The following is an 11,564-nucleotide window of genomic DNA, read 5'->3' as shown; positions in this document are numbered from 1 at the left end:
AAGCCCGGCCGGGCAGCGTGTCCGCCTAGCCTGCGTGGCCTGCCACCACGTCGAGGTCCCTGCCGTCGAAGCAGGTGCGGGTGCCCGTGTGGCAGGCCGCGCCCACCTGGTCCACGCGCACCAGCAGTGCGTCGCCGTCGCAGTCCATGGCCACGGATTTGACCCATTGCACATGCCCCGAGGTATCACCCTTGCGCCAGTACTCCTGCCGTGAGCGGGAGTAGAAGGTCACCCGGCCGGTGGTCATGGTGCGGTGCAGCGCCTCGTCGTCCATCCAGCCGAGCATGAGGACTTCGTTGGTGTCGTACTGCTGCACCACCGCGGCCACCAGGCCGGCGGCGTCGCGCTTGAGTGCCGCGGCTACCTCCATGGGCAGCGGGCTGGCCGGGACGGATTCCCCGGACGACGGCGGCACGGATGCCACAGGCTGGGACACGGCGGATCCTGCGGTGGGGACGGGGGTTGGCTGCTCAGACATCGGGTCAAGTCTAGTGCCTTCACGTGCCCGTCCTCCTGTTGTGAACAACGGCACGCCACCTGCCCCTGCGCTGCTGCCCAACTCCGCGCCTGTCGTGCTAGTTTTCCAAGTGATGCATTTCGTCGAACCGTCCCGAGAAGTCCTGGCCGAAACCCTGCTTGCGGCCGGCCCTGATGCGCCCACACTGTGCAAGGGCTGGCGTACCAGGGACCTTGCCGCGCACCTTTACCTGCGCGAGCGGAAGGCCGCCGTCGGGCTCGGTTTGATCATCAAGCGCCTGGCCAAGGCCTCGGACCAGGCAACCGCCAAGCTGGCAGCCAAGCTGACCACCAACGAGGACTACGCCCGGCTGGTCAACACTTTCCGCGCCGGTCCACCGGCGCTGTCGCCGATGAAGATCAAGGCACTGGACGAAAGTTCCAACCTGATCGAATACTTCGTGCACACCGAGGATGTCCGGCGGGCCGTGGACCGGTGGGCGCCCAGGGCACTTGATGAAGCGTACTCTGACGCACTGTGGGACGAACTGGTCAAGCGTGCCGCCATCCTCTACCGCGGCGTGGACCTGGGCATTGTCCTGGTCCGTCCGTCCGGTCCGCGGCATGTTGCCAAGCGCGCCCCCGTCTCGGTGGCGATCGTCGGCGAGCCGGGCGAACTGCTGATGCACGCCCACGGCCGGACACGCCACGCGCTGGTCACCTTCGAAGGCCAGCCCGACGCCGTCGCCCTCCTCCAGTCAGCCGAAGTAGGCCTCTGACCCAACTGGGTCGCAATTGTTGTCGTTATGAGCGTTCATAACGACAACAAATGCGAGTCAGTCGGGTTAGCGGACTTCGAAGCCGGCTTCCCGGATCGCTTCCTTGACCTGGGACATCATGTTGTCCGGTCCCCAGTGGAAAATCGAAGCCGCCAGGACGGCGTCCGCGCCGGCTGCGACGGCCGGCGGGAAGTGTGCGGGCTCTCCGGCACCGCCGGACGCGATGATCGGGACCCTGACGGCAGCCCGGACCAGCTTGATGAGTTCGAGGTCGAACCCGTCCTTGGTGCCGTCGGCGTCGATGGAGTTCAGCAGGATCTCCCCCACCCCGCGGTCAGCCGCTTCCCTGGCCCACTCAATGGCGTCGATGCCGGTGCCGGTGCGGCCGCCGTGGGTGGTCACTTCGAATCCCGACGGCGTGGGCTGGGACCCCGGGCGGGTGCGGCGGGCGTCAACGGACAGGACGAGCACTTGGGAACCGAAGTGCCGGGTGATTTCGTCGATGACGTCGGGCCGGGCCACGGCCGCGGTGTTGATGGAGGCCTTGTCGGCGCCGTAGCGCAGGAGCTTGTCCACTTCCGCCACGCCGCGGACGCCGCCGCCCACCGTCAGCGGGATGAATACTTCTTCGGCCGTGCGGCGGACAACGTCGAACGTGGTCTCGCGGTTGCCCGAGGAAGCTGTGACGTCAAGGAAGGTCAGTTCGTCGGCGCCGGCGTTGTCGTAGCGGTGGGCGAGTTCCACGGGGTCGCCGGCATCGCGCAGGCCCTCGAAGTTGACGCCCTTGACGACGCGTCCGGCGTCGACGTCGAGGCAGGGAATGACGCGTACTGCTACTGCCATGGGGTACTCCTGGAGTCTGTGTTGGTTGCTGCGGGGCCGGCTCAGATGCGGCAGGCGTGGATGCTGCTGACCAGGATGGCGCGGGCGCCGAGGTCGTACAGTTCATCCATGATGCGGTTGGTTTCCTTCTTGGGAACCATGGACCGGACGGCCACCCAGTCGGAGTCGCGCAGCGGCGAGACCGTGGGCGATTCGAGGCCAGGCGTCAGGCCGGCCGCCTTCTCCACGAGTTCCTTGCGGATGTCGTAGTCCATCAGCACGTACTGGCGTGCCACCAGGACGCCCTGGAGCCGGCGGATGAGGACGTCGATTTCCTTGGCGGTGCCGTTGGCGGCGCCCCCGTTGCCGGTGCGGCGGATCAGGACGGCCTCGGATTTGAGGATGGGGTCGCCGAAGATTTCCATGCCGGCGGCCTTGAGGGTGTTGCCGGTTTCCACGACGTCGGCGATGGCGTCGGCGACGCCCAGGCGGACCGAGGATTCAACCGCGCCATCCAGCCGGACCACCTTGGCGTTGATGCCGCGTTCGGCCAGGTAGTTGCGCAGCAGTCCGTCGTAGCTGGTGGCCAGGCGCTTGCCCTCGAGTTCCTCCACCTTGCTGAAGTCGCCGACGGGTCCGGCAAAACGGAAGGTGGAGCCGGCGAAACCCAGCGGCAGCAGCTCTTCGGCTTCCACGCCGGCGTCCAGGAGCAGGTCGCGTCCGGTGATGCCGACGTCGAGTGTTCCCTGGCCGACATAGACCGCAATATCGCGGGGGCGGAGGAAGAAGAACTCGATTTCGTTGTCAGGGTCCACCATGACCAGTTCGCGCGTGTCGCGGCGCTGGCGGTATCCGGCTTCGGAGAGCATGGCGGAGGCGGCTTCGGACAGGGAGCCCTTGTTGGGGACGGCTACTCGCAGCATGGGAAATTCTTTCTGGGGTGGAAGGTCTGGGTTTTCAGGCAGTGCAGGCCACGGCGGGCCCGGCGGCAGTGCGCCGGACCGGTGGCTACAGATGCTTGTAGACGTCTTCCAGGGTCAGGCCTTTGGCGAGCATCAGAACCTGCAGGTGGTACAGCAGCTGGGAGATTTCCTCGGCCGCGGCTTCATCGGATTCATATTCGGCAGCCATCCACACTTCGGCTGCTTCCTCAACGACTTTTTTGCCGATGCCGTGAACACCGGACTCCAATTCAGCGACGGTGCGGGAGCCTTCCGGGCGGGTGGCTGCCTTCTCGCTGAGCTCAGCGAACAGCGTCTCGAAATTCTTCACGCCCTCCAGCCTACTTGGTGCAGCCGCAGCGGCGCTTCCCGGGCCGTTGCATGACGGGCGCGATGTGAGCGAATACACACACCGCGCCCGTGCAACAACCTGACGCCGGGTCCGGTGCTGCGCCTAGCTCCGGTACTGCTTGAGGACGACGGCGGTAGCCAGCGCAGCTGTCACGGCCTCATGGCCCTTGTCTTCCTTGGAGCCGGGCAGGCCTGCCCGGTCCAGCCCCTGCTGTTCGTTGTCGCAGGTGAGCACGCCGAAACCCACCGGCACGCCCGTGGACACGCTGACGTCGGTGAGGCCCGACGTCGCGGCCTGGCAGACGTAGTCAAAGTGCGGGGTTCCGCCGCGGATCACGACGCCGAGGGCAACAACGGCGTCAAAGTGCCGTGCCAGCCGCGCCGCGGCAACCGGGAGCTCGAAGCTGCCGGGAACCCGCAGCACCGTGGGCTCGGCGATGCCGGCATCCTTGGCGGCCCGGAGTGCGCCGTCCAGGAGCCCGTCCATGATCTGTGTGTGCCAGCTTGCTGCGATGATGGCCAGTTTCAGCTGCGACGTCTCGGCCGGGTTGAGGGTGCTGAGGTCGATGTCGGGGGCGCCGTGTCCACTCATGGGTTCTTGTTCCGTTCAGTCTTGTTCGTGGTCGAAAGGGGTTTCAGGGGCGGGCACGGGCACGGGAGCCACGCCGGTGTCCAGCAGCAGCCGGTGTTCCATGCGGTCCTTCTTGGTGCGCAGGTAGCGGATGTTCTGTTCGCGGGACGGCACCTCCGTAGGCACCATTTCCACGACCTTCACGCCCGCCTTGGCCAGCCTGTTCTGCTTGTCCGGGTTGTTGCTCAGCAGCCGCACCTCATGCAGGCCCATTTCGGCCAGGATCTGGGCTGCGGCCTTGTAGCACCTGGCGTCAACGGGGAGGCCCAGCTGCTCGTTCGCCTCAACTGTGTCGAAGCCGGCTTCCTGCAGGGCGTAGGCCTTGATCTTGTTGGCCAGGCCAATGCCGCGGCCTTCCTGCCCGCGCAGGTAGAGCAGCGTGCCGCCGTTGTCCCGGATCAGTTCCAGCGCGAAGGCAAGTTGTTCGCCGCAGTCGCAGCGGTAGGAACCGAAGACGTCGCCGGTGAGGCACTCGGAGTGCAGCCGCACCAGTGGTGCTTTACCGTCAGTGGGAGCGTTGGGGGAACTGACGGCGAGGTGTTCCACACCCGTCACCAGGTCCGTCCATGCCTGTGCCACGAACTCGCCGAAGGCCGTGGGCAACTGTACAACCGGCCCTCCGCTGACGGGATGGGGCGCTGCGCCGGACACCGTGTGGTGTTTCCGGTGGCCGTTCTGGTGGCTGTCGTCGGTGGCTGCCGCTGCCGTCATCGCTTCTCCTTCTCTTCGCCCGGCGTTACCCGGACATCCTCACGCTGGGTTCCCCCGGCCCCGGCTTCAAGATACGCCACCAGGTCCTCGATGGAGATCAGGGGGCATCCATGTTCAGCTGCGAACGAACGGAGCCCGTCCAGGCGCATCATTTCACCGTCGTCATACACCACTTCCGCGATCACCCCGACAGGCTCCAGGCCTGCAAGGCGGCACAGGTCCACCGCGGCCTCGGTGTGCCCCTGGCGTTCCCGCACTCCACCGTCAACCGCGCGAAGCGGGAAAATATGCCCCGGGCGGGTCACGGATGCAGGACCGGCGTGCGGGTCGGCCAGAATCCGGGCGGTCAGGGCCCGGTCCGTGGCGGAGATTCCGGTGCTGACGCCGGTGGCGGCGTCGCAGGATACCGTGTAGGCCGTGCCTTTGGCGTCCTCGTTGACCGCCGTCATGGGAGGCAGTGCCAGTGCATCCGCGCGGTCTCCGGTCAGCGGCACGCAAATGACGCCGGAGCTGTACCGGATGGTCCAGCCCATCAGGGCGGGCGTGGCGTGCTGGGCGGCGAAGATGATGTCGCCTTCGTTTTCGCGGTCCTCGTTGTCGACGACGAGCACGGGCCGGCCGGCGGCCATGGCCCGGACTGCGTCCTCAATGGAGTCCAGTCCCACGGCAGGCGCGGACGTCCGTCCATCGGTCACAGTGACAGCCTCCGCGGATGCGGCGGGTTCCAGGCGTACGGCGGCGTTCACCGTGCACCTCCTGCAACCGCGGCGCCACCGGTACCGGTTGCTGCATCCGCGTCGCGGAAGGCCAGCAGCCGCTCGGTGTACTTTGCCAGCACGTCGACCTCCAGGTTCACCCGGCTGCCGGTGGTTTTGGTCCCCAGGCCCGTTTCTGCCAGCGTGGTGGGGATCAGGCCTACCTCGAACCAGGGTTCCTGCTCCGAAGCCGGGCTGACGGCCGTCACGGTGAGGGAGACGCCGTCGATGGCGATGGAGCCTTTCTCGGCAATGTAGCGGGCCAGGTTGGCGGGGACGGCAAAACGCAGCCGCTCCCAGTTGCCCTGGGGTTCGCGTTCCAGCAGGACCCCCACGCCGTCCACGTGGCCCTGGACCACGTGTCCGTCCAGCCGGCCGCCCGCGGGAACACAGCGCTCCAGGTTGACCGAATCGCCGGCTGCGAGTTCGCCGATGGTGCTCCGGACCAGGGTCTCCCCCATGACGTCCACGCTGAACTCCTTGCCGTCGATGGCGGTTGCCGTGAGGCAGACCCCGTTCACGGCAATGGAGCCGCCAAGTGCCAGGCCTTCGGTGGAGCCGGGGGCGTGCAGCCGCACGGTGGCGCTGGTGTTACCGTCACGCTCGACGGACAGCACCTGCCCCTGCTCGGCAATAATTCCGGTGAACATCAGTAGCCTCCCTGGGCTTCTTCCGCGCTGCCGCGGGTTGGTGGGTGGTCGAGTGCAACTTTCCGTTGCGGTCTGAGGTGAAGCCTGAGGTCCCGGCCGAGCGTCCGGACGGCGCCGCCGTCGGCCTCGTCCCATTCCCATTGCTGGGCGTCCGGGAGGCTGGTGATGCCCAGCCCGTTCAGGGCGGGGGTGCCGGATCCCAGCAGGGTGGGGGCAAGGTAGACGATGAGTTCGTCTACCAGGCCGGCAGAGAGGAAGGAGCTGAGGATCCGTGAGCCGCCTTCCACCATCACATGCCGGATCCCGGCTTTGTACAGCAGGGTCAACGCTTCGCGGGGGTTCCGGGTGGGGAGGTGGACAGCCAGGCCGTCATCGCCGTGGATCGCGGCGTCGTCCGGAATTCCGCGCAGTCCCATGACGGCCCGTACCGGCTGTTTGGGTGCGGGGTCTCCGGAGGGTTCCCGGGCGGTCAGGCGGGGGTTGTCCACCAGCACGGTCTGGGTGCCCACCAGGATGGCGTCGATGCGGCCGCGGATTCCGTGGTTGTCTGCCAGCGACTCAGGGCTGGAGATCCATTGGCTGGTGCCGTCTTCGGCTGCTATCCGGGCGTCCAGGGTCTGGGCGATGTGGAGGGTGACGAACGGGCGCTTGGCGGCGACTGCCTCAAACCACTGGCGGTTCAGGTCCAGGGATTCGTCGGCGCCGAGGCCACTGCGGACCCGGACGCCGGCCGCCCGCAGTGTTGCTGCGCCACCGGCCGCCGGGTCATGGGGGTCGTCGACGGCGTACACCACGTCCGTGATGCCGGCGTCGATGATCGCCTGCGTGCACGGCCCGGTGCGGCCCACGTGGTCGCAGGGCTCCAGCGTGACCACCATGGTGCAGCCGGATAGATCAAGGCCGACGGCGGCGGCCTGGGCGATTGCGTCCGCTTCGGCATGCGCGGTGCCGGCGCCGCGGTGGTAGCCGGTGACAAGTTGGCGCCCGTCAGGACCGACGACGACGGCGCCCACCAGGGGATTCGCTCCGCGCGGACCCTGCAGGGCTGCCTGCAGGGCGTGCTCCATGGCGCGGGTTTCGTCGGCGCTGAAGGCGGTGACCACCCCGGCCGCGGGCTTCAGTTCCACCGGGCCCGTCATGCGGCGGCCGGGACGGATGGGGTGCCTGCCTTGGAGGCGGCAGTATTTTCGGCGGTTAAGAGCCATCGCTGGGGGTTCATGCGTGTCGTTCCTTCCCTGTCGAACCGCGATGGCTCCGGGGATACGACAGCAGAACGTTGCGGACCCAACGGGCCCACTGATACAGCTGTACGTGCTTCTCTCATCCAGACTTTAACTGTCGGTACCGGAATTCCACCGGTTCAACCGTCCGCCGGAATCCTCCTGGGAGGAAGCCGGCTCGCGGGTCGCGGACTGTCACCGCCGGTTCGGACTTACACCGACCCCGGAGCACGTATGTGTGTTGTTATTGTGCCACAACCGGCAGGGGCACCCGGTTATTCCGTCGCCCCGCGTAATGTCCGGCTGCCCTTGTGGCGCAGCAGGTCGATGGCTGCGGCGGGGTCATCGGCGCCGTAGACGGCAGAGCCCGCCACAAAGACGTTGGCGCCGGCCTCGGCGGCGCGGGTGATGGTTTCCTCGGTGATCCCGCCGTCCACCTGGATGGCAACTCCCAGCCCGGAGCCTTCCACAGCTTCGCGGGCCCGGCGGATTTTGGGGAGCGTGACGTCCAGGAACGCCTGGCCGCCAAAGCCCGGTTCCACAGTCATGATGAGCAGCATGTCCAGCTCCGGCAGCATGTCGAGGTACGGCTCCACGGGGGTGGCGGGGCGAAGCGCCATGCCCGCTTTGGCCCCCCTGCTGCGCAGTTCCCGCGCCAGCTTGATGGGCGCAATGGATGCCTCGGCGTGGAACGTGACCGATGCCAGGCCTGCGTCGGCGAACCCGGGCGCCCAGCGGTCCGCGTCGGCAATCATCAGGTGGGCGTCGAGTGGAACCGGGCTGACGGCCTGGATCCGCTGCACCACCGGCAGCCCGATGGTCAGGTTGGGGACGAAGTGGTTGTCCATGACGTCCACGTGCACGGCGTCGGCGTTGCTGATCCGCCGCAGTTCGGCCTCAAGGTTGACGAAGTCGGCGGAGAGGATGCTCGGGTTGATGCAGCATTGCGTCACAGGGTTGCCTTTCGGATGAACGTGCGTTGGTCGCAGCGAAGTTCCAGCCCGCTGCAGGGAGCGGGCGGGGCTGGTAGCCGCAGGTCGGGAAGCCGGGAATTCTTCCTGGCCAGGTTTCTTTGCCTGTCAGGGTTTCTTCTCTCCTGTCAGGATTTCTTCTGTATCAGGGCCAGGAACATGGCATCGGTGTGGTGGATGTGGGGCCAGAGCTGCGCGGTCAGTTCGTGGCCCGCGCCAAGGCTTCCAGTGAGGCTGACTGCGTCAAGTGCGGCGCCGGCATCGAGGAGTTCCAGGTCGCCGCGCTTCCGGAGCACGTCGGCCACAACAGCTGTGGTCTCTGCCGGGTGCGGTGAACACGTCACGTAGGCCACCACTCCCCCGGGCCGAACCGCGGCCAGGGCAGAGTTCAGCAGCTCGCGCTGCAGTGGGCCCAGGTCTGCAATGTCCTTGGGCGAGCGACGCCACCGGGACTCGGGCCTGCGCCGAAGTGCCCCCAGGCCGGTGCAGGGAACGTCCACCAGGACACGGGAGTATTGCCCCGGCTGTTCGGCGCCTACATCCCGGCCGTCGCCGGTCCGGACCTGCCAGCTGTCCTGCGGTACGGCGGACAGTGCCTGGCTGACAAGCTTTGCGCGGTGCGGGGCGGGCTCGTTCGCAAGAAGCGTGGCCCCCCGCTGGTGCGCAAGGGCACCAAGGAGTGCCGCCTTTCCACCCGGGCCTGCGCAGAGGTCGAGCCACGCTTCACCGGCACCATCGGCCGCCTGGCCGATGTTCACCGCGGCCAGGGCCCTGGCCACCAGCTGGGAACCGACATCCTGCACCCGGAGGGTACCGGCGCGTACGGATGCCAGCCGCCCCAGGTCACCGCCGCTGGAGAGCGCGGAGCCTTCCACCAGTTCCCCGGGGGTGGCACCGTTTTCCAGCGCTTCGTCGAGGCTGCCCAGCCCCGGCAGGGCCACAAGGTTGACCACAGGGGCGGCGTTGTCCGCTTCGAGCAGGTCGTTGATCTCGGCTGCGGGCCGGCCATGGGCCACGAGCGACTGGCGCATTGCCCGGACAATCCATTCGGGGTGGGCGTACCTGAGCGAGGCAATCTTCGTCTCGTCGGTTTCGCCCTCCACCAGCAGGTCCAGCCATTCCTCAAGGGGGTGGGCAGTGACCTTGCGGAGGACGGCATTGATCAGCGCGGAGGGTCCCGCCCCGATGACGGCACGGGCAAGTCCAACCGTCTGGTCCAGTGCGGCGTGCGCGGGGACCCGCATGGCCAGCAGCTGGTGGGCGCCGATACGGAGGGCGTCGAGGACGGCGGGGTCAAGCTGGGCCAGGGGCCGGTCCACGCACCGCGCCAGGATGGCGTCGTAGGTGCCTTGGCCGCGCAGGGCTCCGTAGCTTAGTTCCGTGGCGAATCCGGCGTCGCGTTTGTCCAGCCGGTGGTGCCGGATCCGCGCGGGCAGCACGAGGTTGGCGTAGGCGTCCTCCTCAGCCACGGCACGCAGCACTTCGAAGGCCACCAGGCGGGCTGGATCGGCGCGCCTGGTCCGCTGCGACGGCGCCTGCCCGGTGAAGTTCCGCTGCGGCCCGCGGTTGCGTTCCCGCCCTTTGGCATCCCTTCTGCTGGCATCCCGGGGTCCGCCCTTGCCGCGGCCGCCTCCTCCGGCGCTTCCCCCTCCGCCGGTGTTTGGTCCGCCCGTGTTCCGTCCACCTGTATTACCGCCGGACACGCTCATTCGAACACCACACCCTCCAGTGAAGCCATGCCGCGTGCCCAGTCGGCTGCAGCCATCATCTTTTTCCCAGCGGGCTGGACCCGGGTGAGTTCCACGGCGTGTGAACCTGTTCCCACCAACACGGCTTTCCCCTGCAATGCCACTGAGCCAGGGGCAAGTCCTGAAATATCCGGCCGGAGCCGGACAGGTTCGAGCTTGACCCGCTGCCCGTCCAGCAGGGTCCAGGCGCCGGGCTCAGGGGTGACTCCGCGTGCCTGCCTGTTGAGGGCAAGGGCCGGGTGGGACCAGTTAAGGTGTCCGTCCTCCAGAGTCAGTTTGGGTGCCAGGGAGATCTCTCCGGCCTGCGGCTGCGGCGACGCTTTTCCGGCCTCGATGGCGGACAGTGTCTGCGCCAGCAGGACGGCACCGCTGCGGGACAGCCGCTCAAGCAGGTCTCCTGCCGTGTCCTGGGGCCTGACCGCCTCGGTGAGGGTGCCAAAAACAGGACCGGTGTCGAGTCCCTCTTCAAGCTGGAAGGTCACGGCACCTGTGACATCGTCTCCGGCAATGACGGACCGCTGGACCGGTGCCGCGCCTCTCCAGGCCGGCAGCAGGGAGAAATGCAGATTGACCCAGCCGTGCGCCGGTATGCCCAGGGCCGCAGGGGGAACCAGTCCGCCGTAGGCAACGATGGCCGCGACGTCCGGCTGCACTGCGGCGATGGCGGCGACGGCGTCGGCGTCGACCCGGGCGGCACGGATGACATCAATGCCCAGTTCCCCGGCCCGTTGTGCCACCGGCGACGGCGTCAGTACGCGTTTGCGTCCTACCGGGGCATCGGGACGGGTCAGGACCGCGACCACGTTGAAGCCGGCATTGACGAGGGCGTCCAGGGATGGCACGGCGACGGCGGGCGTCCCCGCGAAGAGGACCCTCACCCTGCTCCGCCAAAGCTGGAGCCGGGGGTGCTGGTTTGGCCAAAGCCGGCACCGCCGAAACTCGATCCCACGTTCTTGGCGCGCTTGGCTGTGGTCCGACCGGCGACGGCGTCGTAATTGGCGTTGCGGATGGACCGCAAGGCAGCCTTCCGGTCTGCGCCTTCGAGGCGGTCGGTGTAGAGGATGCCGTCCAGGTGGTCATTTTCGTGCTGGAAGCAGCGTGCCAGCATGCCCTCCCCGTCGATGGACACCGGATGTCCATGCACGTCCACACCGGTGACCCGGGTGGCGCGGAAGCGGCGGACAGGGAAACCGAGGCCCGGAATGGACAGGCAGCCTTCCACCTGGTCCGGCTGGTAGTCCCCGCTGTTCTCCAGGACCGGATTGATGATGTGCCCTTCCACACCGTCGATGCGGTAGGTGAAGACGCGCTTGCTGACGCCGACCTGCGGGGCGGCAAGCCCTGCACCGTCCACGTCCTCCATGGTTTCGGTCATGTCGGCCACCAGTTTGGCAAGCTCGGGTCCGAATTCCGTCACGGGATCGGCAACTGTGCGCAGCACAGGATCACCGATGATGCGGATATTCAGAATAGCCATGCGCTGTTTGTCCTCACGGTTGGCGGCAAAGGGAACCTATCCAGTTTAGGTG

General features: G+C 67.4%; 14 protein-coding genes and 1 riboswitch. Of the genes, 1 reads left to right on the top strand and 13 read right to left on the bottom strand.

The genetic code is table 11. The annotated features are described in order from the left end of the window. Positions 1-25: 25 nt before the first annotated feature. Entirely contained in the window at positions 26-478 is a 453-nt protein-coding gene (gene hisI / locus ACEN9K_RS09820) for a phosphoribosyl-AMP cyclohydrolase (protein ID WP_018770780.1), read from the bottom strand. Positions 479-590: 112 nt separating this feature from the next. On the opposite strand from hisI, the gene ACEN9K_RS09815 reads away from it, so the two are divergent. Next, entirely contained in the window at positions 591-1,235 is a 645-nt protein-coding gene (locus ACEN9K_RS09815) for a TIGR03085 family metal-binding protein (protein ID WP_018770779.1), read from the top strand. 66 nt (positions 1,236-1,301) lie between these two features. Here ACEN9K_RS09815 and hisF read toward each other — a convergent pair whose 3' ends face one another. The 12 genes from hisF to def form a co-directional block, all read right to left on the bottom strand. Further along, positions 1,302-2,078 carry an imidazole glycerol phosphate synthase subunit HisF gene (gene hisF, locus ACEN9K_RS09810; protein ID WP_018770778.1) on the bottom strand — a complete coding sequence of 259 codons (777 nt, stop codon included), beginning with the start codon at positions 2,076-2,078 and terminating at the stop codon, positions 1,302-1,304. A gap of 41 nt (positions 2,079-2,119) precedes the next feature. Further along, positions 2,120-2,980, bottom strand: coding sequence for an ATP phosphoribosyltransferase (gene hisG / locus ACEN9K_RS09805; RefSeq protein ID WP_018770777.1), 861 nt, complete (start codon positions 2,978-2,980; stop codon positions 2,120-2,122). Positions 2,981-3,065: 85 nt separating this feature from the next. Then, entirely contained in the window at positions 3,066-3,329 is a 264-nt protein-coding gene (locus ACEN9K_RS09800) for a phosphoribosyl-ATP diphosphatase (protein ID WP_009358176.1), read from the bottom strand. A 123-nt stretch (positions 3,330-3,452) separates the two neighbouring features. Next, positions 3,453-3,941 carry a 6,7-dimethyl-8-ribityllumazine synthase gene (ribH, locus tag ACEN9K_RS09795; protein ID WP_056393668.1) on the bottom strand — a complete coding sequence of 163 codons (489 nt, stop codon included), beginning with the start codon at positions 3,939-3,941 and terminating at the stop codon, positions 3,453-3,455. A gap of 15 nt (positions 3,942-3,956) precedes the next feature. Beyond that, complete coding sequence (gene ribA / locus ACEN9K_RS09790; protein ID WP_056393665.1) at positions 3,957-4,691, bottom strand: GTP cyclohydrolase II; 735 nt, start codon at positions 4,689-4,691, stop codon at positions 3,957-3,959. Beyond that, positions 4,688-5,437: a 3,4-dihydroxy-2-butanone-4-phosphate synthase gene (gene ribB / locus ACEN9K_RS09785; protein ID WP_082581848.1), complete on the bottom strand. Its 750-nt coding sequence runs from the start codon at positions 5,435-5,437 to the stop codon at positions 4,688-4,690. Before ribB ends, ribA begins: the two co-directional genes overlap by 4 nt. Beyond that, a complete protein-coding gene (locus ACEN9K_RS09780) occupies positions 5,434-6,096 on the bottom strand; it encodes a riboflavin synthase (protein WP_056393663.1) in 663 nt (220 codons plus the stop codon). The genes ribB and ACEN9K_RS09780 overlap by 4 nt, the downstream gene beginning before the upstream one ends. Next, on the bottom strand, positions 6,096-7,235 hold the full coding sequence (gene ribD / locus ACEN9K_RS09775) for a bifunctional diaminohydroxyphosphoribosylaminopyrimidine deaminase/5-amino-6-(5-phosphoribosylamino)uracil reductase RibD (protein ID WP_134164348.1): 1,140 nt from the start codon (positions 7,233-7,235) through the stop codon (positions 6,096-6,098). Before ribD ends, ACEN9K_RS09780 begins: the two co-directional genes overlap by 1 nt. Positions 7,236-7,403: 168 nt before the next feature. Further along, a riboswitch (FMN riboswitch) is annotated at positions 7,404-7,552 on the bottom strand. A 39-nt stretch (positions 7,553-7,591) separates the two neighbouring features. Next, positions 7,592-8,269 carry a ribulose-phosphate 3-epimerase gene (gene rpe / locus ACEN9K_RS09770; protein WP_018770771.1) on the bottom strand — a complete coding sequence of 226 codons (678 nt, stop codon included), beginning with the start codon at positions 8,267-8,269 and terminating at the stop codon, positions 7,592-7,594. Positions 8,270-8,415: 146 nt separating this feature from the next. Continuing rightward, positions 8,416-9,996, bottom strand: coding sequence for an RsmB/NOP family class I SAM-dependent RNA methyltransferase (locus ACEN9K_RS09765; protein WP_495635606.1), 1,581 nt, complete (start codon positions 9,994-9,996; stop codon positions 8,416-8,418). Then, a complete protein-coding gene (fmt, locus tag ACEN9K_RS09760; RefSeq protein ID WP_495635605.1) occupies positions 9,993-10,913 on the bottom strand; it encodes a methionyl-tRNA formyltransferase in 921 nt (306 codons plus the stop codon). Before fmt ends, ACEN9K_RS09765 begins: the two co-directional genes overlap by 4 nt. Further along, positions 10,910-11,512 carry a peptide deformylase gene (gene def / locus ACEN9K_RS09755; protein ID WP_495635604.1) on the bottom strand — a complete coding sequence of 201 codons (603 nt, stop codon included), beginning with the start codon at positions 11,510-11,512 and terminating at the stop codon, positions 10,910-10,912. Before def ends, fmt begins: the two co-directional genes overlap by 4 nt. Positions 11,513-11,564 lie beyond the last annotated feature (52 nt).

The organism is Pseudarthrobacter sp. Pseusp20 (assembly GCF_059492155.1).
This window is presented reverse-complemented; position numbering and strand designations above follow the sequence as displayed.

Bases quoted from the DNA above. Each gene is read 5' to 3' on its own strand.
- ribH (WP_056393668.1), bottom strand. From the start codon at position 3,941: ATGAGTGGACACGGCGCCCCCGACATCGACCTCAGCACCCTCAACCCG.
- ACEN9K_RS09780 (WP_056393663.1), bottom strand. From the start codon at position 6,096: ATGTTCACCGGAATTATTGCCGAGCAGGGGCAGGTGCTGTCCGTCGAG.
- ribA (WP_056393665.1), bottom strand. From the start codon at position 4,691: ATGACGGCAGCGGCAGCCACCGACGACAGCCACCAGAACGGCCACCGG.
- hisF (WP_018770778.1), bottom strand. From the start codon at position 2,078: ATGGCAGTAGCAGTACGCGTCATTCCCTGCCTCGACGTCGACGCCGGA.
- ACEN9K_RS09815 (WP_018770779.1), top strand. From the start codon at position 591: ATGCATTTCGTCGAACCGTCCCGAGAAGTCCTGGCCGAAACCCTGCTT.
- hisG (WP_018770777.1), bottom strand. From the start codon at position 2,980: ATGCTGCGAGTAGCCGTCCCCAACAAGGGCTCCCTGTCCGAAGCCGCC.
- ribD (WP_134164348.1), bottom strand. From the start codon at position 7,235: ATGACGGGCCCGGTGGAACTGAAGCCCGCGGCCGGGGTGGTCACCGCC.
- ACEN9K_RS09765 (WP_495635606.1), bottom strand. From the start codon at position 9,996: ATGAGCGTGTCCGGCGGTAATACAGGTGGACGGAACACGGGCGGACCA.
- def (WP_495635604.1), bottom strand. From the start codon at position 11,512: ATGGCTATTCTGAATATCCGCATCATCGGTGATCCTGTGCTGCGCACA.
- hisI (WP_018770780.1), bottom strand. From the start codon at position 478: ATGTCTGAGCAGCCAACCCCCGTCCCCACCGCAGGATCCGCCGTGTCC.